This is a genomic window from Streptomyces camponoticapitis (genome assembly GCF_014646115.1).
Lineage (GTDB): Bacteria > Actinomycetota > Actinomycetes > Streptomycetales > Streptomycetaceae > Streptomyces > Streptomyces camponoticapitis.
In genome coordinates, this window is record NZ_BMMV01000023.1 from 1 (window position 1) to 26,197 (window position 26,197).

Consider the following 26,197-nt stretch of genomic DNA (forward strand, 5'->3'; position numbering starts at 1 on the left):
CAGTCCCACGACGGGTTGCCGTTGCCGCCCCACTGGTACTTCTTGCCGGCCTGGGTGCGCGCCCACGAGAGGGCTTTCTGGACCCGCGGCCCGCCGATGCCCCCGGCGCCCCTCTTGTCGGCTTCCTTGCTGTAGCCGAACAGGGCATCGATGATGCTTGTGGGGATCTTGCGGATCATCTGGCCGAAGCCGGTGTCCATGCCGGGGAACGACCGCAGCAGCGGGTCGACGACATGCTGGACGCCGGCGCGTGCGGACGCCTCCATGCCGTCCTTCAGCCAGCCCGCGGTCTTCTTGATGCCGTCCCAGGCGGCCGATCCGGCACCGGACACGGTCTTGCCGATCCAGCCGAAGATGCCGCCGTCGGCAAAGCGCTGCGTCGGGGTGTTCGGGTTGCCGCCGAACACCGGGGCGAGGGCAGCCTTGACGCCGCCCGCACCACGCGTGCGGGCGATCTTGTTCATGTGGCCGACGAACCCGGAGCCGACCGCGCGGGTGAACTCCGGCCTCATGATGGCCTCGCCGCCGGACATTTCCAGGGCTCCGCCGGTGGGCGAGTAGAACTTATGCGGATCCCTACCGGGTGTGTAGCCGGGCAGGACGCCGCCCCGGGCGAACTTGACGGCAGGCAATGAGGGGGCCCCGAACGCCTTGGCGACGGCGTTCCAGGTCGGGCGAATTCCCTTCCCATACACCGTATTGACTATGAATTCGACGGGGCCCCGGGCGATGCTCTTCAGCTTGTCCCAGGCGATCTTGATGGCGTCCTTCGCTTTCCCGAAGGACTCCCCGACCAGGCGGACAGCTGTCTTCAGTGCGTTGAACACGGGCTTGATGCCGTTGTTCCAGACGCCTGAGATGACGCTCCGGACGCCGTTGAACGCCGGTTTGATCGAGTTCTGCCACAGCCACACACCTGCGGTGCCGACGGCCGAAATGCCCGTGCGGATCCCGTTGAACGCAGGCTTGATTGCTGAGTTCCACAGCCACTTGCCGAGGGTGCCGATGGCGCTGAATGACGGCTTGATGACGCTCGACCACAGCCACGCGGCGCCCGAGCCGATGGCCTTCAGGCCGTCGAGAATGCCCCCGAACGCAGGCTTGATGACGCTGTTCCACGCGAACGAGATTGCGGTCTGGATCGACTCCCAGACGATCATCACGATGTTGCGGAACGTCTCGGACCGCTGGTAGGCGATGACGAGCGCGGCACCGAGGGCGACCACGGCAATGGCCACCAGCACGAACGGGTTGATCGCCATCACGGCGTTCACGACACCCATCACCGCGGCGAACCCGCCGGCGACCGCCTGCGCGGCGCCGAGGGCCGTCACCTGCACCCACAGGGCGGCCGTCGCCAGACCGGACGCGATGGCCTGCGCGCCGAGCGCCAGAGCGATCCCGCCGATGAGGATCCCGAGCGGGGCCAGCCAGATACCCCACTCCTTGAACCAGTTCACCGTGGCGCCGAACGCGTCACCCACGGCCGCCGTGGCAGGCCCGAGGTTGTCCCTCAGGAACCCGGCGACATCGCTGATGATGGGCAGCACCGTGCCGCCGAGCATGTCGACGAAGCCCTGTTTCAGGCCGCGCGTGAAGACGCTGATCTCATGCGACGGTCCCGAGCGGATGGTCTTGCCGACCTTGTCGGCGGCGCCGCCGAACTTGCCGAGACCCCCCGCGGCCTTGGATGGGTCAAGGTCGAACAGTGCCTTGCCCAAGTCCTCGCTCTGCGTACCGAACAGGGCGGTCGCCGCGGCGGCCTGCTTGACCGGGTCCTTGATCCCACGGAGTTTGTCGAGGACGGTGTCGAGCCCGAGCGAGGCGCCCTTGCCGCCGGCGCCGATCTGATCGGCCATCTTCCCGGCGTCCAGGCCAAGGGCCTTGAAGCCGTCGGCAGTCGTCTTCGAGCCGTCGATCGCGCGGATGCTGAACTCTTTGATCGAGTCCGCGACGATGTCCGCGTCCCTCGCGCCGCCCTTCAAGCCCTGGTTGATCAGGCCGATAGCCGCAGGGCCGTCGATGCCGAGCTTGCGGAACTGGGTCCCGTACTCGTTCATCGTGTCGAGGAAGTCCCCGCCCTTGTCGGCGCCGCCCTGGAACCCCTTGGTGATCAGGTCGAACGCCTCGGTCGAGTTCTTCGCCAGGCCGGTGCGCATCATCTGCGACACGGCGTTCGTGACGCCGCCCAAGTCCTGGCCGAAGACGTTCGCCACGTCGGATGCCTTGGTGGCGATCTTCTGTAGCTGCGCCTCCGTCGCGTCCGGCGGCGCCAGGCCGCCCTGCACCACGGCCTTGATGGCGTCGGCGGCTTCCTGGAACGAGCCGGCCACGCCCGAGCTGAAGAGCTTGCCCGCCACCTTTCCCTGAGCAGCTGCTACGCCGCCCGTCGTGCCTAGCTGAGCCTGGAGGTTCGAAGTGATGTTGCTCTGTTCCAGAGCCTCCGTGATGCCATCTGTCAGCAGGGCGCCGGCCGCGATACCTGCCGCGGCGGCGCCGACCTTGAGACTGTCGCTCAGCCCGCTACCAGCTGCTTCACCCGCGCTCGATCCCGCGTCGGCGGCAGGGCCCACCAGCTGCTGCTGGAGTTCCCTGCCGATGCCGCGGACGCTCGGAATGATGGAGATGGTGGCGAAGCCCACGTTGGGCATCGCCGGGGCCCTACTCGCTCAGGTCGACTTCGACGATGGCGGAGGGCTGGAAGATCTTCAGCCCGGCGTCCATCTCGGCGCGGAAGCGCAGGAGGTTGAGTTCGTAGTCCGACGCGCCCACGCCCTCGCCCAGCGCGTCCGGGTCGTACACCGTGTCGCGCCATGTGAGCTCGATGTTCTCGGCGATCTGCAACTCCGTGGCGACGCCGAAGTTCACCAGGTGCGCGGTACCGGCCGTCTGCGAGGACGTGCTCACCACGGGCAGGCCCCACACCCGACGAGACGACACCTCCACCGTCTGCACGGGACCGCCGAGGTAGTAGTCCGCCTCGTTGTTCGCCAGCAGCTCCACCGTCTCCCAGTCGTTCGGGTGCACGACGTAGGCGGCGCCGTCGAGCCAGTTCGACACTTCGAGCTTCGTCTTGGCCTTGCGCAGCGTGGTGAGCAGGTCCGTGTCCCACGCCTGGGACTGCGAGCCCGAGACGTTGGCGATGCCCGTCATGTTCTCGCCCGAGCCGCTGCCGTTGATGATCTGCGCTTCGAGGGCCAGCTCGACACCGAGCCGCATCTCAAGGTCGATCATCCGCTCCAGGGAGGGAGCGTCGCGGAGATCCTGCCGGCGCAGGGGCTCCGACATGTGGGCGATCGTCCGCGTCCGGTCGTCGACACGCTTCCACGTGTAGGTGCTCGTGGGCTTCTTGGCGCCGCGCGCCACAGGGGCCGCGTTGTTCGTCCGCACGGTCTGCCGCATGTAGCCGAAGTTCGCCGGCCCCTGAACCGCGGGGATGAGCTGACGCAGGGCCAGGACGGGCACGCCCATCCTGATCGGCTCCGGCTTCAGCGGGACCGTCAGGGGGATGGAGCCGGACTCCAGCAGGCCCTTGAAGCCCGTCGCGCCCGACACCGAGCGCAGCACCGTCTCGCCCCAGTCGGTGCCACCGGACGCCTTCACGACCGGGTGCTGACCGACGCGCACGGGCCGGGTGCTCGCGGCGATGTCATCGCCGATCGCCTTCAGTGCGTCCCGGGTGGACGCGTCCTCCGCGGCCCGCTCGATGCGGTTCTTGCAGTCCGTCGCGATGCCGAGCTGACGCTTCAGCTCGGCGTTCTCGCCCTCCGTGAGCTCGCGCCCCTCGGTGTCAGCCTTCGCCAGGAGCGCCTTGCCGGCGTCGATGGCGGTCTTCATTTCGGCGCGTATGGCCTTGATGTCCATGGGTCGTCCTTCGGGAAGTAGTGATCAACTTCCGGCGGACTTGAACGGACGGCTCTACGGCTGGCCTCACAAGGAGACGGACCGGAACCCTGGTTATGGGCCTACACCGGCGGCGCGCCGACTGAAGCGGACGAGATTCGCGGACGTTCACCGCTGGTGAGCGGGCCTACCAACGAGGGAAGGTGACTGGCGGGCGGATTGGTTACCGATGGCCGCCACCATTCCCCTGTGGGCCCTGCTCACGGACGGTGTCACGCTGGCGCTCGCTGGCCGTCGATCAACCTGGAGACATTCTACCGGGAGGGTGCGACATCGCGGGAGACCTCGGCCCCGTCCACGTACACCGTCACCTCGGCGCACTCACAGGGGCACGAGAGGAGACGCACCCGGCTGACGGCCAGGCCGCCATCCTCGATCAGCCAGACGGAGCGCTCAGGGTCCATCAGCCGCCCCTCGATGGCTTCCGACATCCACGTGCCTTCCGGCATCACGCCGGACGACGCGTGCTCAAGCACCACCGTCAGTAGGCCCACGCCCGCGGCCTGCTTCCCGTCGATCGCCTTGACCTTCATCTCCGCCTCCATGCCCTGTAGTCCCAGTCCTGCAAGTCGATGGGGTCGCCGGTCGCTGTCTCCCGCTTGCCGCCGTCCCACCGCGGCGGCCCGATCGGGACCACCGTGGCCCGTGGCCGCATCGGGTCCTCGGCCGCCGGCTGGTCGTCGTCCTCGTCCATCAGTCGTCCTCGCTTCCGTCGTCCAGCAGTTCACGCAGGCGTGCCTCCAAGCGCACCCGCTCAGCCTCGTACTTGGGGAAGTCGCGCTCCATCGAGCGGCCACCCCACCCGAAACGGCATGATCTGATCTGCCCCTCCACCGTCTCCAGCGCCGCCTGAATCCGACGGAGCTCGTACTCGGCCGCGCGGCGGCACGCCTTCGAGCAGTACGTCGCGGGCCGGCCGGGGCCAGGGCGGGCAGGCAAGGCGGTCCCGCACTTACGGCAGGTCATTTCTCCACCCACCCCCGGTTCGTTTTTCTGAGTGCGCGTGCGCCGTGTTTACCGCGCCGGGTCCCCAGGCGATCACGCTGGTGATGGCGACACCTCTCCCCCTCATGGCCTCACTCCTCTCGCGTGGCGCCGCTCGTTGCCGCGGGCAGCCTCGCGTCTGCTCTTGTCGGCGTGGCAGGGCTCGGGATGGATGAGCCCGAGGTTGTCGGGGTCCCTGACGGCCCCGCCCTCGGCCACGGGCGTGATGTGGTCGAGCTCCAGCCCTTCGTCCTCGTCTGCTTCGCCGCCGCAGACGTAGCAGGTGTCGTGGTCGCGCCGGCCGACGAGCCGCTTGAGCTTGCGCCACTCGCCCGAGCTGATGCCGTAGCGCTCCTGCTTGCCCGGTCTGTTGGCCCACGCGATGGGCTGGTGCTCATCGCATCGGCCGCGCACTGTGGAGAGTTCATGGCACTCAGGGTCAGTGCATCTGCTCGGTGGTGCTGTCGGCATGCCCGCTCCTCACGCCGCCGGTCCGGTCGGCCCGCTGTCGGCCATGCGCGTCAGGGCCTCCACGGTCGTCCCGATGTTGCCCGGGGGGGCTGTCAGGGCGAGTTCGGCAAGGGCCGCCAGGGCGACGCTGGCGACCTGCCGCACCTCTGGGGTGGGTACGGAGCTGAGAGCCAGCGCTACGCCCTGAGGATCGCGCCTGAGGGCTGCGAGAGCCACGCGCATGGCGCGCTGCTCGGTCTGCCCTATGCGTGCCAGCTTGTTGCGGTGCCGTGCGACGAGCCCGTGCTTGCGTGCTTCGGCGAGCTCATCCCGCCTCTGCTGCTGCGCCTTGTGCTTGCGCCTGGCCGCCGCTATCTGGTCGTTGACGATGTCGTTGACGTTGGTCATGGGCTGCTCTCCGATGTGGGGCGGGGTGATTCGTCGACCCTGAGGCGCCTGCTGCGGCTGGGGCGGGCCAGGTACCCCTGGGGCTCCCAGGTGGGCAGGCAGTCCGGACAGACGTCCGACGAGCCGCTACCGGGGCTCCCGTCCGCCCGCGCGGTGGACGGGAAGCGCCAGCCGTCGATGTAGGCGGCAACGCGGGCCTCACGTGCCGAGCCGTGCCCGTGCGGGTCGCCGTGCCGCTTCAGGCAGCCGTCGCACCGCAGGATGATGCGGGTGAAGTTGAGGGTGCTCACGATGCCTCCTCGACGCCGTGCTCGGCCTGGTAGACGGGGCAGTTGTAGGGGGAGTGCGCGGTGAGGCACCGCCGGGGGGTGGCACACAGCCGCTCCCCGCACCCATGGGGGCACATCAGGTAGCCCCCAACGCGCAGGCGTCGGGCGCATGCCCCGCAGTGCCCCAAGGGCTGTCGTCTACGGGTGTGGGCCATCGGATCTCCTCTCAGAACCGCATTGCCGGGTGGCAGCGGGTGCACGGCACGGCGGACTTGAGGCCGTTGCTCTCTTCCTTCTCGCGGGTGCGGGTGATGGGGTCGCAGTCGGGATCGCCGCATGGCGGGACGCCCTCGGCCCCGTCGGGCGCCGCCCCTGCTGCCGTCTGTGCGGCCATGCGCTCCCACACCGCGTTCGGGTCACTCGGCCGGTAGCCGCTACGGGCCTTGGCTCTACCCATGGCCCGCCCCCACATGCCGCCGTCCGCCTCGGCCGCAAGGTCGTTGGCGATGTCCATCCAGCCCGCGACGATCGCGTCAGTGCCCTTGAGGGCGGGTCTGCGGGCCGCCTGCCAGCTCTGCGCGTCGGGCAGCTCGTCAGGGGCCAGCCGGTGGGCGTACACGGCCGCAGCGGACTGCACAGCGGCGCCGCCGAGGTCGAGGTAGACCTTGAGGTCTTGCTCGGTCCACCCAGAGGCAAGAGCGGCAGCAGCGAGAGCGGTGATCTCTTGCTGCCGCTTCTTCCCCGGCGGCCGTCCCCGGTAGTCGAGCGCGTCAACGAGGGCTTTCGCCTTGCTGGTGTCTGGAAAAGAGGAATCGCCTCCCCCTCCCTCCTCCTCAGTTCCCGACTCGCGCCCGAGGGCGATCGACGAGACCTCGGCCACGGAGGTGGTGGGAGATGTCTTTGGAGATACAGGGAGAAGTACAAGAGATGGGGGCCCAACCACCGTTGGCCCTTTACCAACCACGGTTGGGCCTTCACCCACTGTGGTTGGGCCTTGTGCCACCACGGTTGGGCCTTGTGCGTCCATAGGCCCAACCACCGTTGGCCCTTCTGACTCCATAGGCCCAACCACGGTTGGGGCTTTGAAGTCGGGCACACGGAACTGCATCGCGGTGCCAGGCACGGCGTACAGCGGGCGCCCGTCCCTGCCCGTGCCGATCGGCAGGCGGAACTCCCAGCCGGCGACTGAGAGGCGCCGAAGCATCTCGCGCACGCTCAGCTCGTCCTTCGCGGCCGTCCAGCGCACGAGGTCCGCGAGCCGCGCCTTGCTGCGACGCCCCGTCGGGTCGTAGCCCCACGCGTCGTTGTACCGGGCGTCATCGGCGATCTCCAGAGCGACGGCCCGCTGTAGGCCCTTGATGTCCGGCCCCAGGACCTCGCGCAACTGTCGGCGCAGTTCACTGCCCATCTCGCCGCCCCCGCCTGCTCTTGAACTCCAGGAGGTACCGGGCGCCGCAGGGCGCGGCCTTGCGGCCGAGAGACACGTGCCGGTGCCAGTTGCGGCATTGCGGGCAGCGAGCGGCGAACTCCAGCCGACCCGCAGTGGCGACGGTGACGGGGCGAGCCACCAGCGCTACAGTGGGCCTCGCGCCCGTCGCGCTGAATTCCTGAAACGCCCCGCCTAGTCCGCGGGGCGTTTCTGCGTCCTGGTTCATGCGGCGGCGCCCCCGTTGCTCACGGTTCGCTCGTCCAGCCACTTCTCGATGGCCGATCGCCGGTAATAGACGCGCCCACTACGTCCTGGATGCGTCTTGATGTAGTCCGGCCCCGTGCCTCGCCAGCGGAGCTCGGCAAGGGACTGAGCACTCCGGAAGAGCGGGTACTCCTCACACACCTGCGCCGATGACAGAACGTCGTCCACGCGTCGAGCTTCCTTCACTGCGCCTCCTTGGGTCGCAACCGTTGCACGTAAGGCGCACATGAGCCTATGGTGATGCACATGGACGAGATCGTAACGCAAACCAGCCGATACGCAAGGGCCGCGTTCCTGCATAGGCTGACTGACATGAGTGAGCAGCAGCAGTACGGACGTCGCGCAGTCGAGATCGGGCCGACCGGCAGGACAGTCGCGGAGAACCTGGCTCGACTGCGGAAGGCGCGCGGCCTCAGCACAAGGCAGCTGTCCGCCGCCTTGGAGGACATCGGCCGAAGCCTGTCTCCATCCGGCATCACACGGATGGAGAAGGCCGAGCGACACGTGACGGCGGATGAGCTGCTGGCCTTGGCTGCGACGCTTCGGGTGAACCCATCTGCTCTATTGCTGCCGGCGACAACCGAGGGCGACTTCGAGGTGACAGGGGTCGGCCGCATCAACGCCCAGACCCTCTGGGAGTGGGCCGACGGCGAGCGACCCCTGCGGGTCCCAAAAGGCGATGACGGATCTGCCTACGCCGACTTCCAACTACACGCACGACCGAAGTTCCGGCGGCGATACAAGGTCGCTGACGCGGCTTCCCGTCAGCTGATGCAGAACGACGGCGCGAACATCATCGACGACGGTCAGTCAATCCGGATTCAGATGAATGAGGAGGATTGATGGCCCGAGTCTGGATCGAGGACAGGGAGAACCACGCCGACTACCGGGAGGCGATGGAGAGCTGGCAGGAAGCGAAGCGCGGAGGCAGCAAGCGGAAGCCGCCTGGTCGTTGGCGGGTCCGCTGGTACGGGCCGGACGGCAAGGACAAGGCGCGCACGTTCGGGAAGCTCCCCCAGGCGGAAGCCGAGATGCACGCCATCACGGCCAAGCTCGACAAGGGGTCGTACCGCGACCCGAAGTCGGGGAAGGCCGCCACGAAGCTGGTTGCCGAGGAGTGGTTCACCTCGAAGCGGAAGATCGGCCGGACCACCCGGCGGGACTACCGGGACCTGCTGGACAACTACGTGATCCCGAAGTGGGGTGACTGGCAGGTCGGGGCGATCCAGTGGGAGGACGTCTCCGCGTGGCTCACCGAGCTGGAGACGCAGCCCGGCAAGTCGGGGCGGAAGCTGGGACCGGCGCGCGTCATCAAGGCGTACCGGGTGCTGTCGATGGTCATGAAACACGCGGTGTTCTCGAAGCGGATCTCTGGCAGCCCGTGCCACGACCATGAACTCCCCCGTCAGGACGACGAGGACGAGCACGTCTATCTCACCTACGACCAGCTGGAGCGACTGGCGCTCGCGGCGGGCGAGTACCGACTCCTGATCCTCACCCTGGGGTACTGCGGCATCCGTTGGGCGGAGGCGTCCGCCATCAAGACCGGCCGCCTGCTCGTACCGAAGCGGCGCATCCGGATCGTGCAGAACTACACCGACGTCCGCGGCGTGCTGGAGCTGGGGCCTGTGAAGAACCACGAGAAGCGCTCCGTTCCTCTCCCCCGCTCGTTCGCTGACGAGTTGGGCACCCTGGCCCGCGACAGGGGGCAGGGGGACCTGTTGTTCACGGCCCCGGAGGGCGGCCCGCTGCGGTACGCCAACTTCCGGAACCGCATCTTCGATCCAGCGGTGAAGGCGGCCGGCCTGGCAGGCATGGGCATCACGCCGCACAAGCTCCGACACACGGCCGCCTCGCTGGCGATCGCGGCCGGCGCGGACGTGAAGGTCATCCAGTTGATGCTGGGGCACAAGGACGCGTCGATGACGCTCAACATCTACGGACACCTGTTCCCGGACCGGCTCGACGAGGTCGCGGATGCCCTTGATGCGGGCCGACTCGTCGCACTGGCCATGGCCGATGCGCCGGTCACCGCTCCTGCCTGATCGAAGCGATGCGTACTAAATGCGTACTGGCCCCCGGCGGGGATCTTGCCGGGGGTCAGTCGCGTACCACCTCTGACCTGCGTGGTTAACCTTGAGCCCCCTGTCGGATTCGAACCGACGACCTACGCATTACAAGTGCGTTGCTCTGGCCAGCTGAGCTAAGGAGGCGCGCGTGAAAACTATAACCGGCGCCGATCACCGGTCAGACGGGAATTTCAGGGTCGTCCAGCTACTGACAGATCTTGAAACGGGGGGTACCGTCACCTCAAGTTCATCCAGGTGGACTAGACCCATCCTCCGCCCCAAGGCGGGGGAGCCATTCCTTTACTCGGATCGTCCGGCACGTTCCTGCCGGTGAAGGGACCACATCACCATGGCCACTGTCTCGTTCGACAAGGCGACCCGTGTGTACCCGGGTTCCACCAAGCCCGCCGTCGACCAGCTCGAGCTCGACGTCGCGGACGGCGAGTTCCTCGTACTGGTCGGGCCTTCCGGCTGCGGCAAGTCGACCTCCCTGCGCATGCTCGCGGGTCTGGAGGACGTCAACGGCGGATCCATCCGCATCGGTGAGCGCGACGTCACGCACCTGCCGCCGAAGGACCGGGACATCGCGATGGTGTTCCAGAACTACGCGCTCTACCCGCACATGTCGGTCGCCGACAACATGGGCTTCGCGCTGAAGATCGCCGGCGTCAACAAGGCCGACATCCGTAAGAAGGTCGAAGAGGCCGCGAAGATCCTCGACCTCACCGAGTACCTGGACCGCAAGCCGAAGGCGCTCTCCGGTGGTCAGCGCCAGCGTGTGGCGATGGGCCGCGCGATCGTGCGTGAGCCGCAGGTGTTCCTCATGGACGAGCCGCTGTCGAACCTCGACGCCAAGCTCCGTGTGTCGACCCGTACGCAGATCGCCTCGCTCCAGCGCCGCCTGGGCATCACGACGGTGTACGTCACGCACGACCAGGTCGAGGCCATGACCATGGGCGACCGCGTCGCCGTCCTCAAGGACGGTCTGCTCCAGCAGGTGGACTCGCCGCGCAACATGTACGACCGTCCGGCCAACCTCTTCGTCGCCGGCTTCATCGGCTCCCCGGCCATGAACCTGGTCGAGGTCCCGATCACCGACGGCGGTGTGAAGTTCGGCAACAGCGTCGTCCCGATCTCCCGCGAGGCGCTCTCCGCCGCGGCCGACCGCGGTGACAGCACCGTCACCGTCGGTGTCCGCCCGGAGCACTTCGACATCGTGGAGCAGGGCGGCGGCGAGGCCGCGACCTCGCTGTCGAAGGACACGGCGGACGCGCCGGCCGGTCTGGCCGTCACCGTCAACGTCGTCGAGGAGCTGGGCGCCGACGGTTACGTCTACGGCGACGCGCAGGTCGGCGGCGAGCACAAGGACCTGGTGGTCCGCGTCAACGGCCGTGCCGTTCCCGAGAAGGGCGCCAAGCTGCACGTCGTGCCGCGTCCGGGCGAGACGCACGTGTTCGCGTCGTCCACGGGCGAGCGCCTCAGCGACTGACCTCTCCGGAGGCCCTGAAGCGACCGACCCGAAGAACGTACTAACGGCCCCGCACTTCGGTGCGGGGCCGTTTGCCCTTTCGGCGCACGAGCGCCCAAATACCCCGGCATACCGGCCATTTCGAATAGCGTGCGTCAACACCCGATTCGAAAAGACCTGTCGAACCATCCCTCGGCCGGGTGACTAAATGTCGCCAAATCATCACTGACCGCTACGCTCGCCTGCGTGACCCACACAGCCCGCCGAATCGGCCGAACTCTCGCCCTCGTACTGCCCGTCGTCCTCGTACTCTCCGGAACCCTGGCGGTCGCCACCGTCCCGTGGGCGGCGAAGAACTCCGAGGCACAGATTCTCACCGCTTCCTCGGACAAGGCGTCCGTGCGCGCCAAGTCCCGCGCTCCGCAGGACGTTCTCCGCGACAAGCTGCTCGTGGAGCTTCAGGAGAAGGACCCGGGCATCGCCCTGACCCACCTCCAGCGCCAGATCGAGGAGCGCCCCTCGCTCGCCAAGCACTGCATGTCCCTGGCCCGCGCGCTCGGCCGGGCCGCTGTCGCGCACTACGGACCCACCCGCGCGCAGTCGTTCTCCCGCCCCGTCTGCGACACCTCGTTCGCCTACGGGGTCTCCCAGCAGACCGCGGGGCACTGAGCGCCGGCTCCCCGACCGCCCCGCCTATCGTTCACGGCATGATGACGTTTCCGACGCAGGCCGTGGTCCTCGCGGGCGGCCAGGGGTCGCGCCTGCGCCCGTACACCGACGACCGTCCCAAGCCGATGGTCGAGATCCCCGGGACGGGGACCCCGATCATCGGCCATCAGCTCGCCTGGCTGGCCGCCGAGGGTGTCACGGACGCCGTGATCTCGTGCGGCCATCTCGCCGAGGTGCTCCAGGAGTGGCTGGACGCGTCGGAACTCCCGCTGCGTGTCACGACCGTGGTGGAGAACGAACCTCTGGGGCGCGGCGGCGGCCTCAAGTACGCCGCCGCCCGGCTGCCCGACCCCGCTCTTCCCTGGTACGCCACCAACGGCGACATCTGGACGCGCTTCTCGCTGCGCGAGATGGCGGCGTTCCACGCCGAGCGCGATGCCATCGCGACGCTGGCCCTCGCCCGGCCGCGGATCCCCTGGGGGGCCGTGGAGACCGACGAGTTCGGCCATGTCCTGGACTTCATCGAGTCGCCGCCGTCGCCGTATCTGATCAACGCCGGTGTGTACGTGTTCTCTTCGGCGTTCGCGGATCTGCTGCCCGACCACGGCGACCACGAGCGCACGACCTTTCCCCGGCTGGCGCGCGAGCGGAGGCTGGCGGGCTTTCCGCTGCCGCAGGGCGCGTACTGGCGTGCCATCGACACCGCCAAGGACCTCACCGAGGCCGCCAAGGAGCTGGCCGGCGCCGCTCGTTGACGCCCGCGTCGACATGACAACGACGTGCCGACGACGTGCCGGCGCGACAAACAACGTGACGTCGGCCCAGAGCGCTTCCGACGGCGCCCACGCGCTCGGGCGCCGTACCGGACGTCCCAGGCCCGCAGACGGGCGCACAGCACGCGTACGAGGGCGGCCACCCGATCCTGCCGGGTGGCCGCCCTCGTACATGCCCGTTCAATGCGGATTCTCCGCCGCGTCAGCCGAGCAGGCCGCCGATCGGGTTCTGGGCGCCGCCGCCGCTGCCACCGCCGCCGGTGGACGAGCCGCCTCCGCCGCCCGTGGTGCCGCCGCCGTCGCCTCCGCCGGTCGTACCACCGCCGGAGCCGCCGCCGCCCGTCGAGCCGCCACCGCTCGTGGCGGGGCCCTGGCTGCTGGACGGCGGGGGTGCCTGCTGCGACGTCTGCGGGGGCGCCTGGCCGGTGCCCTGCGACTGGCTGGGCTGCCCGCCCGTGCTGGTCCGGCCGGGCTGATCGGCCGGTTCCTCACCCGGCGCCGACTGCTCGGCCGCGGGGCCGCTGGACTGGCCGGCCGTCGGGGCGGCGCTGCCGCCGCTGTCCTTGGCCTCGCCGGTGGGCGTGCCGGACGCGCTGCTCTTGCCGGACTTCTGCGGCAGGGGCGATCCGGGCAGCTGGTTCACCGGGTTGTTCGGTCCGGGCACGGTCACCATGTCCGTGGACCGTACGGCTCCGCCGAGGATGGAGCCGATGAGCAGTGTCAGGCCGATCACGACGGTCGCGACGACCGCGCCGCGGCGCAGCACGCGGCGCCGCAGGTCCCTGAGGTGGGAGCGCGGTCCGAGCTTGCGCCAGGCCTCGCCCGCGAGGCGACCGTCCATCGAGTAGACGGGGGCGCCCGCGATGATCAGCGGGGACCAGGCGGCCAGATAGATGATGTCGGGCGCGTCGTACGCGGGGACGGTGCGCCAGCTGACGGTGAGGATCAGCGCGGCCGAGAGAAGCGCCCCGAAGCAGGCGGCGAGTCGCTGCCAGAGGCCGAGGACGGTGAGGACACCGGCGGCGACCTGGAGGAACGCGACGCTGAGTCCGGCGCCGACGGGGTGCGAGAGGGCGAAGTCGCGCAGCGGTTCGGCGAGTGCCCACGGCTGGAGCGAGTTGAGCCAGGTGACCATGGAGCCGCGCTTGCCGCCGTCGAAGTAGACGGGGTCGCAGAGCTTGCCCATGCCCGCGTAGATGGAGATGAGGCCGAGGAAGACGCGGAGCGGCAGGAGCACCACTCCGAGGTTCATGCGCCGGCCCGGGTAGTAGGCGTGCCGTACGGCGGCGTCGGTGGCCTGCGCGCCGGAGATGTCGTAGTGCTGTCCGCGCGGGTCGTCGTAGTCGTGGCCGTGGTGGCCGTCGCGGCCGAAGTCGCGCTCGTACTCGCGGTCGTCACGGTCGTCGTGTTCGCCGCGGTGGCGTGCGCCGCCCGCGCCGTACAGGTCGACCGTGTCGCCGTAGGTGTCGTGCTCCGGGGCGTCGTACGCGCCCACGGCCCGCCGCATGGGAGGCAGCAGGGGCGTGCCGGGCCCCGGGCCGCCGCCGTGGTGCGGTACGCGGGGGGTCGGCATGGTGTCGTCGCCCAGGTCGATCCGCGGGATGACCTGGGTGGAGCCGGGGACCCCTCGGTCGTAGGAGCGGCCCGCCGTGTCGGCGAGGCTCCCGCCGACCGCGGACGCCGAGGAGTTCCGTACGGCCTGGAGGAGCCCGGTGGCTCCGAGGTCGCCCGGCTCCGACCTGCCGCTCCAGACGACGGGGGCCCGGCGGCGCGCCGCGCCCCGGGGGCCGCCCATCGCGGGGATCCGCGCGGTGTCCGCCGTGGCGCGTGCGGGGCTGGGGCGCTGGCTCGGTGAGAGCTTCACCCGAAAGCTGGCGTGGTTCACGATGACCTGCGCGGGATCGCAGTCCACCTTGACCATGCTCAGCGGGGGCTGTTCGTCGAACCCGGGCCGGGGCTTTCTGGTGTCCACACTCATCTAACCGAGTGACTTGTGTTTAGGACACTGCTTTGACGGCCGATAAATGTCCGAGACCCGTCAAGAGTGGCGGGATGGGGACATTCGTACGAAGGCCGGGCCATCCGGCCCACAACCGGCCGCCCGGCCCGACCGCCCCGCGCCGGGCGCACGCCCACCCCGATCCCGCGCGCCCGACCCCCCGCGACCGGCCGACGGGCCGGTCTCCGGGTCAGGCCCGGCGGCGCGCCGCCTCGTACAGCACCACTCCGGTCGCGACGCCCGCGTTCAGCGACTCGGCGCCGCCCGGCATCGGGATCCGCACCAGGAAGTCGCAGGTCTCGCCGACCAGCCGGGACAGGCCCTTGCCCTCGCTGCCGACCACGATCACGACCGGTCCGCCGAGCGCCGGGAGGTCGCCGACCTCGGTCTCGCCGTCGGCGGCGAGACCGACGATGGTCAGGCCGGCCTTCCGGTAACCCTCCAGCGCGCGGGTCAAGTTGGTGGCGCGGGCGACCGGCGTACGGGCCGCGGTGCCGGCCGAGCTCTTCCACGCGCCGGCGGTCATCCCGGCTGCGCGCCGCTCGGGCACGACGACGCCGTGACCGCCGAAGGCGGTGACGGAGCGGACGACGGCGCCGAGGTTGCGCGGGTCGGTGATGCCGTCGAGCGCGACGATCAGCGGGTCCTCGCCCTCGTCGAAGGCGGCGGCGGCCAGGTCCTCCGGGTGCGCGTACTCGTACGGCGGGACCTGGAGCACCATGCCCTGGTGGTTGAGGCCGTTCGTCATACGGTCGAGCTCGGGCCTAGGGGCTTCCATCAGGTGGATGCCACCGCGGTCGGCGGCGAGCTGAAGGGCCTCGCGCACGCGCTCGTCGTTCTCGATGTACTGCTGTACGTAGAGCATCGTCGCCGGTACGCCGTCACGCAGCGCCTCGAAGACCGGGTTGCGGCCGACGACCATCTCGCTGGTGCCCTTGCCGCCGCGGCGGGCGACCTGGCGGCGGGCGGTCAGCTTGGCCTTGGAGTTGGCCGCACGGTTCTGCACATGCCCCTTGCGGGCGGACGCGGGCGGCGTGGGGCCCTTGCCCTCCAGGCCGCGGCGTCGCTTGCCACCGCTGCCGACCTGCGCGCCCTTCTTGTTGGACGTGCGGCGGTTCCTGCGTTGGCTGTTCCCGGCCATGACCTACCTGTTTCGTTGCTTTCGTCGGTTCGTGAACACGTCACTTCGTTCACGCGAGTGTGCCGTCCGGCGGCCGGACAGCACAATCGGGGCCCCGGCCGGGGCCCTTCGAATCGCCGCGGCTCCGCCTCTTCAGGAGGTCGCGGCGTCGGTCCCGCTCAGCGCGGGCCCAGGGTCCACCGGGGACCCGTCGGGCTGTCCTCGATGAGGAGGCCGGACTGCTGGAGCTGATCGCGGATGGCGTCGGCGGTGGCCCAGTCCTTGCGGCCACGCGCGGCCTCGCGCTGGTCGAGCACCAGCCGTACGAGCTTGTCGACGACCCCGTTCAGGGTGGTGACCTGCCCGTCGAGGCCGTCCTCGCCCGCGCCCGCTCCGGTCCAGTGTGCGTCCAGCGGGTCCAGACCGAGAACACCCAGCATCGCGCGGACCTCGGCGAGACGGGCGACCGCGGCTTCCTTGTCGTCGGCGCCGAGCGCCGAGTTCCCCTGCCGGACCGTGGTGTGGATGATCGCGAGGGCACCCGGGACACCCAGGTCGTCGTCCATCGCCTCGGCGAAGGCGGGCGGCACCTCGTCGGCCGGCTCGACGGTGTGGCCCGCCAGCTCGGTGGCGCGCTGGACGAAGCCCTCGATCCGCCCGAAGGCGGACTCGGCCTCGCGCAGGGCCTCCTCGCTGTACTCGATCATCGACCGGTAGTGCGGGGTGCCGAGGTAGTAGCGCAGGACGATGGGCCGCCAGTGCTTCACCATCTCGCTCACGAGCACCGAGTTGCCGAGCGACTTGGACATCTTCTCGCCGCTCATGGTGACCCAGGCGTTGTGCACCCAGTACTGGGCGAAGTCGTCGCCGTACGCCTTGGCCTGCGCGATCTCGTTCTCGTGGTGCGGGAAGACCAGGTCGAGGCCGCCGCCGTGGATGTCGAAGGAGCTGCCGAGGTACTTGTGCGCCATGGCGGAGCACTCCAGGTGCCAGCCGGGCCTGCCGGGCCCCCACGGGGTCTCCCAGGACGGCTCGCCGGGCTTGGTGGCCTTCCACATGGCGAAGTCGCGCTGGTCGCGCTTGCCGGTCTCGCCCTCGGCGGAGGGCTGGCGCAGATCGTCGATGTCCTGGTTGGAGAGCTGGAGATACTCGGGGAAGGACCGGACGTCGAAGTAGACGTTGCCCTCGCTCGCGTACGCGTGGCCGCGCTCGATGAGGCCGCGCATCATCTCGATCATCTCGGGGATGTGGCCGGTGGCGCGCGGCTCGTACGTGGGCGGCAGGCAGCCGAGGACGTCGTAACCGCTGTTGAAGGCGCGCTCGTTCTCGTACCCGATCGCCCACCAGGGGCGGTCCTGCGCGGCCGACTTGGCGATGATCTTGTCGTCGATGTCCGTGACGTTCCGTACGAAGGTCACGTCGTAGCCGCGGTAGGAGAACCAGCGCCGCAGGATGTCGAAGTTGAGCCCCGACCTGATGTGCCCGATGTGCGGGGCGGCCTGCACGGTGGCGCCACAGAGGTAGATCGAGACACAGCCCGCGACGAGCGGGGAGAAGTCACGGGTCTGCCGGGCGCCGGTGTCGTACAGCCGAATGGTCACGCAACAAGGGTAGTGCTCCGGAGGCAGTGCCCCGGGCCCCTTGGGGCCACGGGACACCGAAGCGTGACGTTGGGCGCGCCGGACGGCCCTCGTCAGAGGTGGTCGGAGCGCCGGCGGTCGTCCGCCCGGGCACTGTCCGTCATCGGACAGCGGCGTGGCGCCGGGCGGAGGGAGCACGGTGGCGTCAGATGCGGCCGACGACCTTGCGGGGTGTGATCCGGACGACGACGCGCCGGCCTTCCCCCGCCCCTCCGGGGTTGAAGTCGGCGTAGACCTTGCCGGTGTACTTCACCGACAGCTCGTCGATGAGCTCCTGTCCGCCCTCCGTACTGAGGGTGGCCGTGCCGCGGATCTCGGCGTACGCGTACGGGGCGTCGAAGGGCTGGAGCATCACGGTCACCCTCGGGTCGCGGCGCAGGTTCTCCGTCTTGCGGCGGCCCTCCGCGGTCGAGATGAGGATGTCCTCGCCGTCACGCTTCACCCATACCGGGGAGACCTGGGGGCTGCCGTCGGGCTGGATGGTGGCGATGGCGACGAAGACGGGGCCGTCGAGAAGCTTCTTCAGCTCCTCGGAGAGAAGGGAGGGTGCCATGGGTGATGCCTTCCTACGGAGGGGGGCCACTGCGGTACGCGGACCCGGTGATGATTCGTCAACCGGCTCCGGCCCCACGGTATTTCGGGCCGCGCGGTCCTGTCCGCACGCGGCCCGGGTCGGCGCGCACGGGTGCCGGTCCGCGCTGGTGCCGGTCCGCGCGGCGCGTCACAAGCCGCGCCGGCGTTCAGCCCGCGCGCACCAGCAGCGCCGTGGCGATCGCCGCCAGGCCCTCGCCGCGCCCGGTCAGCCCGAGCCCGTCGGTGGTCGTGCCCGACACGGAGACGGGCGCGCCGACCGCCTCCGACAGCACCTTCGTCGCTTCGGCGCGCCGCTTGCCGATCTTCGGCCGTACACCGATGACCTGGACGGCGACGTTGCCGATGACGAAGCCCTCCGCGCGGACGATCCTGGCCGCCTCCTTGAGGAGGGTGACGCCGGAGGCGCCGGACCACTCGGGCCGTGAGGTCCCGAAGTGGGCGCCGAGGTCGCCCGCGCCGGCGGCGGAGAACAGCGCGTCGCAGGCGGCGTGGGCGGCGACGTCGCCGTCGGAGTGCCCGGCGAGGCCGTGGCCGTCGTTCTCGGGGCCGTCCCACAGCAGGCCGGCGCACCACAGCTCACGACCGGCCTCGAAGGCGTGCACGTCCGTACCGATGCCGATCAGCGGCAGACCGGTGAGCGGCGGACCCGCCGGAAGCTGGGCCCCCGGCCGGGAGGCGGAGTCAGAATCCATCGTTGGCCCTCCTGCGGGCGAGTACGGCCTCGGCGAGCAGCAGGTCCAGCGGCCGGGTCACCTTGAACGCCTCCTCGTGGCCGGGTACGACCACGACGGGCTCACCGAGCCGCTCGACGAGCCCCGCGTCGTCCGTCGCGCCCTGGCCGGCCAGGGGCACGGTCAGATGCGCGCGTACGAGCGTCTCCCGGTCGAAGCCCTGCGGAGTCTGTACGGCGCGCAGCCGGGCGCGCTCGGGAGTGGCCACGACAGGCTCGGGCTGGTCCCGCTCGCCTGGCTCCACCTCTTTGACAGTGTCCGTGAGCGGCAGGGCGGGTACGACGGCGGGCGCGCCGGCCCGTACGGCGTCGACCACCGCGTCGACCGTGTCGACCGGCACGAGCGGCCTGGCGGCGTCGTGGACGAGAACGGTCGTGATGTCGTCCGGCAGGGCCTCCACGCCGAGCCGTACGGATTCCTGGCGGGTCCCGCCGCCGGGCACCACGAGATAGTCCGTGCGCGTGGGCAGCGAGTGCTCGTCCAGGAGCAGCCTCACCGCCGCGGTGTCCTCGGGCGGGGCCACCAGGACCACGAGGGAGACGGCGCGGGAGGCCGCCATGGCCCGTACCGCGTGGACCAGCATCGGGGTGCCCCCGAGGGCACGCAGCGCCTTGGGGGCGCCGGGGCCGAGCCGTATGCCACGGCCCGCCGCGGGGATCACGGCGGCGGTGCGGTGTCGGCTCGATTCGTCTGACATCGGTTGCACTCCGGCAGGTTTGTTTCCTCGGCCGACATGGGTATGGCCCCAAACGTGCCGGGCGCGGCACCTTGACCGGACCCTTCCGTGACACTGGTTGAGACCAGCTGCGCCAGCTGCCCCGGGCCCGGCACACCAGGACCGGCACAGGCGTGTGTGCCGGATGCGCGTGCGGACACGGGGACTGCGGGAAATTCGGTTGGTGTGACGGGGTGTCACAGCCGAGAGTAGATCTTAGGGCCAGACGAGACCGTTGAATCAGGGCCCGAAGAGATTCCACGCATGGGATTCCGCCCGTGGGATTTCCCAGGCCGGCCGCGATGGGCATGCCGCAGTGCCCGGCGACGCAACGTTGAAATCCAAATGGAATCACTGCTGGTCAGCGGGCACCGCGGCATTCATGCGTGGTCCTGTTCACGCCCGGCTGCTGATCGGGCGGGTGTGTGCTGTCGCGCACACCGTCCGTGTGGAGCAGCCGGGACATCCGGGTCAGGCCCCGGTCAGGACGCGAGAACCTCGTCCAGCAGGGCCTCGGCCTTGTCCTCGTTCGTGTTCTCCGCGAGAGCCAGCTCGCTCACCAGAATCTGGCGCGCCTTGGCGAGCATGCGCTTCTCACCTGCGGAGAGTCCACGCTCTCGTTCCCGACGCCAGAGGTCGCGGACCACTTCGGCGACCTTGATGACATCGCCGGAGGCGAGCTTCTCAAGATTTGCCTTGTAGCGCCGGGACCAGTTCGTCGGCTCTTCTGCGTACGGCGCCCTCAGCACCTCGAAGACCCGGTCCAGCCCATCCTGACCGACCACATCGCGTACTCCGACGAACTCCGCATTGTCCGCGGGGACACGAACCGTCAGGTCGCCCTGGGCGACCTTGAGCACCAAGTAGGTCTTGTCCACGCCTTTGATCTGACGAGTTTCGATAGCCTCGATCAGCGCGGCCCCGTGATGGGGATAGACCACGGTGTCGCCAACCTTGAACGTCATGTGACAGGTACCCCTTCCGTGGCTATCCAGGGTAACACGGGAACGGCTTCTTCTGAATGGCGTTTTCGCAGGTCAGGACGGTTCTCGGGGCTTGACAACAGCAATAGGAACGTGCTGCGAACGCCTTCCGGAAGCGGGTATTCGCAGGTGGGAGCGGCTACGAAGCCGCACGGAAACACACGTGTTCCACCACCCGGAACCCTGTCCCGCGGGGGTGAACGTCCCCATTTGTCTGGTTCCAAGGGTGGAACTTCCCATACTCCGTTCGGACGCCGGTCGCACGTACGGACGGAAGTGTGAACCCAATCGGAATTTGATCACCGGGCTCCTCACCCGCGACGTATCGGGCGGGTATGAAGTGGCGTATCGCACTGCGTACGGCATGGGTTTCGGAAGCCGTCGGGCGCTATTCGTAAGGAATGTGTGTCGGGTCGGGGAATTGATCACCGGACTTATGTGAACGGCGTACTAAACATGTCCTCGACACTCACTCGCGTACTCCGCCGAGAAGGACCGACGGCGGGGACCGCCGTGGGCCGGGCGCCGTTGAGGGCGGGTCGGGTGCGAAGGCGCGAGGGGGGCTCGGTAACCTGGGCCCGCTGAACCATCGTTGACCCGTCATTAGCCTGTCCGTACGTCCAAGGAGTTGCCGCCGCCGTGAGCCGCAGCCTTCGACGCGGCACCCTCGCCGCGTCTGCCATCGCGTTCTCGATCGCCTCGCTCGCCGCGTGCGGTGCCGGCATCGAGGCGCAGACGCTCGGCGTCCGACCTGACAACGCCGCGACCTCGATCGGTGACATCACCGTCCAGAACGCCACGGTCGTCACCCAGCCGAAGGCCACCGACGAGGGCCCCGCCGTCGTCACGGCGAAGGTCTTCAACAACGGCCGCACCCAGCAGACGCTCGACGCGATCACGCTGCCGGACAGCGGTGCCACGGTGAAGATCACCCCGGCGAAGGGCAAGGGCGCGCTCACCGTGCCCGCCAACGGCTCGGTCCTGATCGGCGGCGAGGGCAACGCCTCCGCAGTGATCGAGAGCGGCGGCGAGGAAGCGCGCAACGGCGACGCCCAGCGGGTCGTCTTCCAGTTCAGCGACACCGGCGATGTCGCGCTCGATGCCTTCGTGGTGCCGGCGACCGGCCCCTTCACCGACTTCGGGCCGAGCGCGCTGCCTTCACCGCCGGCCGAGGAGTCGGGAGAGCCCAGCGGATCCCCCGCCGCCACCGAGGGCGCGTCCGGCGCGCCCTCGGACGGAGAGACGGACGCGCCCTCGGACGGAGTGACGGACGGCGGGACGGCCGAGGAGAGCGGAGCACCCGGCGACAACGCCGATGAGGGCACCGTCGAGGGCGCGGACGAGGGCACCGACCAGGAGGACACCCCGGCGACGGACGCCGCGTCCGCGTCGGCGAACACCGAGCACTGACACGGACCGGCAGGGCAGCCGCGGACCGTACGCCGTGGACCGGCAGCCGTACGCGTGAGGGCGCCGCACCGGACATCCCGGTGCGGCGCCCTCCTGCGCGTAACGCCGTGCAAGTGCCGCCCCACGCGCGCGCGACACCTGGACCCGCGCTCACGCCCGCGGCGGACACGGGTCGAAGCAGGGGCCTGGGGACTGGAGGGTGGGGCGGTTTACGGCTCGAACTTGTAGCCGAGACCGCGCACCGTCACCAGATACCGGGGCGCCCCCGGATCGGGCTCGATCTTGGCGCGCAGCCGCTTGACGTGGACGTCGAGGGTCTTGGTGTCCCCCACGTAGTCCGCGCCCCAGACCCGGTCGATGAGCTGCATACGGGTCAGCACACGGCCCGCGTTGCGCAGCAGCATCTCCAGGAGGTCGAACTCCTTCAGCGGCAGGTCGACCTTGCCGCCGGAGACCGTCACGACATGACGGTCCACGTCCATCCGGACCGGCCCCGCCTCCAGAGCGGCCGGCGCGACCTCCTCCGGCTCGCCCCTGCGGCGCAGGACGGCGCGGATGCGCGCCACCAGCTCCCGCGAGGAGAAGGGCTTGGTCACATAGTCGTCGGCTCCTATTTCCAGGCCGACGACCTTGTCGATCTCACTGTCCTTGGCGGTCACCATGATCACCGGGACATTGGACTTGCCGCGCAGCTGCCGGCACACCTCGGTGCCGGGCAGACCGGGCAGCATCAGGTCGAGGAGGACGAGATCGGCGCCGTTGCGTTCGAACTCGTCGAGCCCCGCGGGCCCGGTGGTCGCGATCGCGACCTCGAAGCCTTCCTTGCGGAGCATGTAGGAAAGAGCGTCGCTGAAGGATTCCTCATCCTCGACGACGAGCACTCGGGTCACGGAAGGACCTCCGGGGCAGGGATCTCAGTCGATTGGTCAAGATCGTTGACGTCGTGAAAGCGGCGCTGGGCGACTTCGTCCGGGCCGGTGGGTGTGCGGTCCCGTCCGGCGCCCGCCTCGGGGAGCCTCAGGGTGAAGGTGGAGCCCTGGCCTTCGGAGCTCCACATCGTGACCTCCCCGCCGTGCGAGGCGGCCACGTGTTTGACGATGGCCAGGCCGAGGCCCGTACCACCGGTGGCTCGGGAGCGGGCCGGATCGACGCGGTAGAACCGCTCGAAGACCCGCTCACGGTCTTTCTCGGAGATGCCGATCCCCTGGTCGGTGACGGCTATCTCGATCAGATCCCCGCCGGGCGCGGCCACGTGCCGGGCCGCGACGCCCACACGTGTGCGGGCCGGGGAGTAGTTGACGGCGTTCTCGACGAGATTGCCGAGGGCGGCGGCCAGCTGGCCGCGGTTACCCCAGACTCGCAGATCGGCGGCGCCGCCGGCGGCCATCGTGATCTGCTTCGTGGACGCGGCATGCCGGGACCTGTCGATGGCCTCGGCGACCAGTTCGTCCACACGTACCGGTTCGGCGTCCTCCAGCGGGTCGTCGTTCTGCACCCGCGAGAGGTCGATGAGTTCCTGTACGAGATTGGTGAGCCGGGTCGCCTCGATCTGCATACGGCCCGCGAAGCGGGTGACCGCCTCGGGGTCGTCCGAAGCGTCCATGACGGCTTCGGAGAGCAGGGAGAGCGCCCCGGTGGGGGTCTTGAGCTCATGGCTGACATTCGCCACGAAGTCACGCCGGACCGCTTCGATCCTGCGCGCCTCCGTGAGGTCCTCGACCAGCAGCAGGACGAGACGGGAGCCGAGCGGTGCCACCCGGGCCGAGACGGCCAGGGCCTCGCCCCGGCCGGTGCCGCGCCTGGGCAGGTCCAGCTCCACCTGACGTATCTCACCGTCGCGGCGGGTGTCGCGCGCCATGTGCAGCATCGGGTCGACGGCCAGTTTGCCGCCCCTGACCAGGCCCAGCGCGTACGCGGCGGAGCTGGCCTTGACCACCGAGTCGCTCTCGTCGAGCACGACGGCGGAGGAACGGAGGACGGAGAGGACGGTGTCGACACCTGGCGGAAGACCAGCCTCCGTATGCAGTGAGCTACGGGTGGGCCTGGCCTGGTCGCGCTCGCTCCAGCGGAACGCCAGCATGGCGATCACGCCGGTACACGCCCCGGCGATCGCTGCCAATGCGGCGACTGCCGCGTTCACGTCCATGCTTCCCAGGTTATGCGGGGTGGGCGACACTCTCCCAGCCGTACCGGTGTCTCCTGGAACACTCGTCGCCCAGAGTTCACTGAGGGGAAAGTGCCGGTTCACTTGGGAGGGAGCATCCGGACTCCTGACGGGCCGAACGTGGCACCGTAGGGGGCTCGGAAGACACCCCTGCCCCTGGCGGTCCGTCGGCGGTCCGTGTGACAAGGACGACGCCGTAGGGGGCCATGACACCTACTTGGACACCCCGGACCACCAGCACGAGAATCCAGAGAGGGACACCCCATGCGGGACGCGTACCACGAGGAACTTGACTCGATCGGCGAGGACCTGGTCGAGATGGCCCGGCTGGTCGGGTCGGCGATCGGGCGCGCCACCACGTCCATGCTGGACGCGGATCTGAAGCTCGCCGAGAACGTGATCGCCGCCGACCAGAAGGTCGACGACCTCCAGCACGACCTGGAGGCCAGGGCCATCGCACTGCTGGCGCGGCAGCAGCCGGTCGCCACCGATCTGCGGATCGTGGTCACGTCGCTGCGGATGAGCGCGGACCTTGAGCGCTCGGGCGACCTGGCGCAGCACGTCGCCAAGCTGGCCCGGCTCCGCTTCCCGGTCCACGCCGTGCCGCACGACCTGCACGCGACCATCCTGGAGATGGGGCAGCTCGCGCAGCGGCTGATGGCGAAGGCGGCCGAGGTCATCATCACCAAGGACGTCGACCTGGCGCTCCAGCTGGAGCAGGACGACGACGAGATGGACCTGCTGCACCGCACGCTGTTCCAGCACCTGATGGACGACCGGTGGAAGCACGGCATCGAGACGGCGGTGGATGTGACGCTGCTCGGCCGGTACTACGAGCGGTTCGCGGACCACGCGGTGTCGGTGGCCAAGCGCGTGGTGTACCTGGTGACGGGTGAGCACGCGGACGAGATCCAGCAGGCGGAGGCGCCGGTCGAAGGAGCCTGACGGCCGGGCTCGAACTGCCGGGCCTCGGGGGCTTCGCGGGCCGTGGCCGGGGGGCGCAGGGGGCGTATCGGGGTGGTACTGGAGAGCGCCTGCGCGCATGCGCCGTTGATGCGCCCGCCACCGGGGGGATGCAATGGGCGAAGACGCCACCCCGTACTCCCTTGCACGCCTTCGAGGAGGAAACCATGGCCGAGTCCCCCATGACCGAAACCGAGCAGGAAGCGCCTCTCGAACGGGCACGGCTGCCGATCCTCGGCGCCTGCGGCTGCGGCTCGGGCTGCGGCTGCGGCTGCCAGTCGGGCGGACCGTGCGCCTGCGGGGGCAGCTGCGGCTGACCATGACAAGGGCCCGGTCCGGTGGTGGACCTCCACCCGGACCGGGCCCTGCAACATTCCGAACGGCTGGGCTACTTCTTCTTGCCCTGGTTCTTCACGGCCTCGATCGCCGCCGCCGCCGCGTCCGGGTCCAGGTAGGTGCCGCCCGTCTTCAGCGGGCGGAACTCCGCGTCCAGGTCGTAGGAGAGCGGGATGCCCGTGGGGATGTTCAGACCGGCGATGTCCGCGTCCGAGATGCCGTCCAGGTGCTTCACCAGCGCGCGCAGGCTGTTGCCGTGCGCGGCGACCAGGACCGTACGGCCCGTCAGCAGGTCCGGGACGATGCCGTCGTACCAGTACGGCAGCATGCGGACCACGACGTCCTTCAGGCACTCGGTGCGCGGGCGCAGCTCCGGCGGGATCGTCGCGTAGCGCGGGTCGTCGCTCTGCGAGAACTCGGCGCCGTCCTCCAGCTCCGGCGGCGGGGTGTCGTACGAGCGGCGCCAGAGCATGAACTGCTCCTCGCCGAACTCCGCGAGCGTCTGCGCCTTGTCCTTGCCCTGGAGCGCGCCGTAGTGCCGCTCGTTCAGGCGCCAGGAGCGGCGGACGGGGATCCAGGAGCGGTCGGCGGACTCCAGCGCCAGCGTGGCGGTGCGGATCGCGCGCTTCTGCAGCGAGGTGTGCAGGACGTCGGGCAGCAGACCGGCGTCCTTCAGCAGCTCACCGCCGCGCACGGCCTCCTTCTCGCCCTTTTCCGTGAGATTGACGTCCACCCAGCCGGTGAACAGGTTTTTCGCGTTCCATTCGCTCTCGCCGTGGCGGAGGAGGATCAGCTTGTACGGTGCGTCGGCCATGGCCCGAGCCTAATCGAACGTTCCCGATTGACGCCTGCCGTC

The 26,197-nt window shown here is 69.5% G+C and carries 27 protein-coding genes and 1 tRNA gene; 8 read left to right on the plus strand and 20 right to left on the minus strand.

The window, feature by feature from the left end; genetic code table 11:
* From IEY79_RS28460 to IEY79_RS28500, 9 genes are all read right to left on the minus strand, one after another.
* The coding region (locus tag IEY79_RS28460) for a phage tail tape measure protein (protein WP_189110500.1) at positions 1 to 2,573 on the minus strand (2,573 nt) is incomplete at its 3' end.
* Positions 2,574 to 2,661: 88 nt separating this feature from the next.
* Entirely contained in the window at positions 2,662 to 3,864 is a 1,203-nt protein-coding gene (locus tag IEY79_RS28465; protein WP_189110501.1) for a phage major capsid protein, read from the minus strand.
* Between the two features lie 293 nt (positions 3,865 to 4,157).
* Positions 4,158 to 4,436, minus strand: a complete 279-nt coding sequence (locus IEY79_RS28470) for a hypothetical protein (protein WP_189110502.1) — start codon at positions 4,434 to 4,436, stop codon at positions 4,158 to 4,160.
* Entirely contained in the window at positions 4,433 to 4,597 is a 165-nt protein-coding gene (locus IEY79_RS28475; RefSeq protein ID WP_189110503.1) for a hypothetical protein, read from the minus strand. The genes IEY79_RS28470 and IEY79_RS28475 overlap by 4 nt, the downstream gene beginning before the upstream one ends.
* Positions 4,597 to 4,842, minus strand: a complete 246-nt coding sequence (locus IEY79_RS28480; RefSeq protein ID WP_189110504.1) for a hypothetical protein — start codon at positions 4,840 to 4,842, stop codon at positions 4,597 to 4,599. The genes IEY79_RS28475 and IEY79_RS28480 overlap by 1 nt, the downstream gene beginning before the upstream one ends.
* A gap of 129 nt (positions 4,843 to 4,971) precedes the next feature.
* Complete coding sequence (locus tag IEY79_RS28485) at positions 4,972 to 5,301, minus strand: HNH endonuclease (protein WP_229701196.1); 330 nt, start codon at positions 5,299 to 5,301, stop codon at positions 4,972 to 4,974.
* Positions 5,302 to 5,367: 66 nt separating this feature from the next.
* Positions 5,368 to 5,745 carry a hypothetical protein gene (locus IEY79_RS28490; protein WP_189110506.1) on the minus strand — a complete coding sequence of 126 codons (378 nt, stop codon included), beginning with the start codon at positions 5,743 to 5,745 and terminating at the stop codon, positions 5,368 to 5,370.
* Positions 5,742 to 6,035, minus strand: coding sequence for a hypothetical protein (locus IEY79_RS28495; protein WP_189110507.1), 294 nt, complete (start codon positions 6,033 to 6,035; stop codon positions 5,742 to 5,744). The genes IEY79_RS28490 and IEY79_RS28495 overlap by 4 nt, the downstream gene beginning before the upstream one ends.
* 205 nt (positions 6,036 to 6,240) lie before the next feature.
* Entirely contained in the window at positions 6,241 to 7,422 is a 1,182-nt protein-coding gene (locus tag IEY79_RS28500; RefSeq protein WP_189110508.1) for a hypothetical protein, read from the minus strand.
* Between the two features lie 597 nt (positions 7,423 to 8,019).
* On the opposite strand from IEY79_RS28500, the gene IEY79_RS28505 reads away from it, so the two are divergent.
* Both IEY79_RS28505 and IEY79_RS28510 read left to right on the plus strand, forming a co-directional pair.
* Positions 8,020 to 8,550 (plus strand): helix-turn-helix domain-containing protein, encoded by a 531-nt coding sequence (locus IEY79_RS28505; protein WP_189110509.1) that lies wholly within the window; start codon positions 8,020 to 8,022, stop codon positions 8,548 to 8,550.
* Positions 8,550 to 9,752: a tyrosine-type recombinase/integrase gene (locus tag IEY79_RS28510; protein ID WP_189110510.1), complete on the plus strand. Its 1,203-nt coding sequence runs from the start codon at positions 8,550 to 8,552 to the stop codon at positions 9,750 to 9,752. Before IEY79_RS28505 ends, IEY79_RS28510 begins: the two co-directional genes overlap by 1 nt.
* A 94-nt stretch (positions 9,753 to 9,846) precedes the next feature.
* On the opposite strand, the gene IEY79_RS28515 is transcribed toward IEY79_RS28510, so the two are convergent.
* Positions 9,847 to 9,920, minus strand: a tRNA-Thr gene (locus IEY79_RS28515).
* Between the two features lie 205 nt (positions 9,921 to 10,125).
* On the opposite strand from IEY79_RS28515, the gene IEY79_RS28520 reads away from it, so the two are divergent.
* The 3 genes from IEY79_RS28520 (at position 10,126) to IEY79_RS28530 (ending at position 12,668) form a co-directional block, all read left to right on the plus strand.
* Positions 10,126 to 11,265: an ABC transporter ATP-binding protein gene (locus IEY79_RS28520; protein ID WP_189110511.1), complete on the plus strand. Its 1,140-nt coding sequence runs from the start codon at positions 10,126 to 10,128 to the stop codon at positions 11,263 to 11,265.
* Positions 11,266 to 11,490: 225 nt separating this feature from the next.
* Positions 11,491 to 11,913, plus strand: a complete 423-nt coding sequence (locus tag IEY79_RS28525; RefSeq protein ID WP_078076561.1) for a hypothetical protein — start codon at positions 11,491 to 11,493, stop codon at positions 11,911 to 11,913.
* Between the two features lie 38 nt (positions 11,914 to 11,951).
* Entirely contained in the window at positions 11,952 to 12,668 is a 717-nt protein-coding gene (locus tag IEY79_RS28530) for a nucleotidyltransferase family protein (RefSeq protein WP_189110512.1), read from the plus strand.
* A 220-nt stretch (positions 12,669 to 12,888) separates the two neighbouring features.
* Here the strand turns inward: IEY79_RS28530 and IEY79_RS28535 are convergent, their stop codons facing one another.
* From IEY79_RS28535 to IEY79_RS28565, 7 genes are all read right to left on the minus strand, one after another.
* Complete coding sequence (locus IEY79_RS28535) at positions 12,889 to 14,664, minus strand: DoxX family protein (protein ID WP_189110513.1); 1,776 nt, start codon at positions 14,662 to 14,664, stop codon at positions 12,889 to 12,891.
* 211 nt (positions 14,665 to 14,875) lie between these two features.
* The gene (gene rlmB / locus IEY79_RS28540) at positions 14,876 to 15,826 is read right to left on the minus strand and encodes a 23S rRNA (guanosine(2251)-2'-O)-methyltransferase RlmB (RefSeq protein WP_189110514.1); all 951 of its coding nucleotides are present in this window, start codon (positions 15,824 to 15,826) and stop codon (positions 14,876 to 14,878) included.
* Between the two features lie 158 nt (positions 15,827 to 15,984).
* Positions 15,985 to 17,406, minus strand: a complete 1,422-nt coding sequence (gene cysS, locus IEY79_RS28545; RefSeq protein WP_189110515.1) for a cysteine--tRNA ligase — start codon at positions 17,404 to 17,406, stop codon at positions 15,985 to 15,987.
* A gap of 184 nt (positions 17,407 to 17,590) precedes the next feature.
* Complete coding sequence (locus tag IEY79_RS28550; protein ID WP_189110516.1) at positions 17,591 to 17,998, minus strand: PPOX class F420-dependent oxidoreductase; 408 nt, start codon at positions 17,996 to 17,998, stop codon at positions 17,591 to 17,593.
* Between the two features lie 187 nt (positions 17,999 to 18,185).
* Positions 18,186 to 18,731, minus strand: a complete 546-nt coding sequence (ispF, locus tag IEY79_RS28555) for a 2-C-methyl-D-erythritol 2,4-cyclodiphosphate synthase (protein ID WP_229701197.1) — start codon at positions 18,729 to 18,731, stop codon at positions 18,186 to 18,188.
* On the minus strand, positions 18,721 to 19,467 hold the full coding sequence (ispD, locus tag IEY79_RS28560; protein WP_189110517.1) for a 2-C-methyl-D-erythritol 4-phosphate cytidylyltransferase: 747 nt from the start codon (positions 19,465 to 19,467) through the stop codon (positions 18,721 to 18,723). The genes ispF and ispD overlap by 11 nt, the downstream gene beginning before the upstream one ends.
* 500 nt (positions 19,468 to 19,967) lie before the next feature.
* Positions 19,968 to 20,450: a CarD family transcriptional regulator gene (locus IEY79_RS28565; protein WP_003953493.1), complete on the minus strand. Its 483-nt coding sequence runs from the start codon at positions 20,448 to 20,450 to the stop codon at positions 19,968 to 19,970.
* Between the two features lie 657 nt (positions 20,451 to 21,107).
* On the opposite strand from IEY79_RS28565, the gene IEY79_RS28570 reads away from it, so the two are divergent.
* Positions 21,108 to 21,878 carry a DUF461 domain-containing protein gene (locus IEY79_RS28570; protein ID WP_189110518.1) on the plus strand — a complete coding sequence of 257 codons (771 nt, stop codon included), beginning with the start codon at positions 21,108 to 21,110 and terminating at the stop codon, positions 21,876 to 21,878.
* Between the two features lie 209 nt (positions 21,879 to 22,087).
* Here the strand turns inward: IEY79_RS28570 and phoP are convergent, their stop codons facing one another.
* Both phoP and phoR read right to left on the minus strand, forming a co-directional pair.
* A complete protein-coding gene (gene phoP, locus IEY79_RS28575) occupies positions 22,088 to 22,768 on the minus strand; it encodes a two-component system response regulator PhoP (RefSeq protein WP_189110519.1) in 681 nt (226 codons plus the stop codon).
* Positions 22,765 to 24,024: a two-component system sensor histidine kinase PhoR gene (gene phoR / locus IEY79_RS28580; protein ID WP_189110520.1), complete on the minus strand. Its 1,260-nt coding sequence runs from the start codon at positions 24,022 to 24,024 to the stop codon at positions 22,765 to 22,767. The genes phoP and phoR overlap by 4 nt, the downstream gene beginning before the upstream one ends.
* Positions 24,025 to 24,306: 282 nt before the next feature.
* Here phoR and phoU point away from each other — a divergent pair, with 282 nt between their 5' ends.
* Both phoU and IEY79_RS28590 read left to right on the plus strand, forming a co-directional pair.
* On the plus strand, positions 24,307 to 24,987 hold the full coding sequence (phoU, locus tag IEY79_RS28585) for a phosphate signaling complex protein PhoU (RefSeq protein WP_189110521.1): 681 nt from the start codon (positions 24,307 to 24,309) through the stop codon (positions 24,985 to 24,987).
* A 185-nt stretch (positions 24,988 to 25,172) separates the two neighbouring features.
* Complete coding sequence (locus tag IEY79_RS28590; RefSeq protein WP_189110522.1) at positions 25,173 to 25,322, plus strand: hypothetical protein; 150 nt, start codon at positions 25,173 to 25,175, stop codon at positions 25,320 to 25,322.
* A gap of 71 nt (positions 25,323 to 25,393) precedes the next feature.
* On the opposite strand, the gene IEY79_RS28595 is transcribed toward IEY79_RS28590, so the two are convergent.
* Positions 25,394 to 26,155 (minus strand): phosphoglyceromutase, encoded by a 762-nt coding sequence (locus IEY79_RS28595; protein WP_189110523.1) that lies wholly within the window; start codon positions 26,153 to 26,155, stop codon positions 25,394 to 25,396.
* Positions 26,156 to 26,197: the final 42 nt, after the last annotated feature.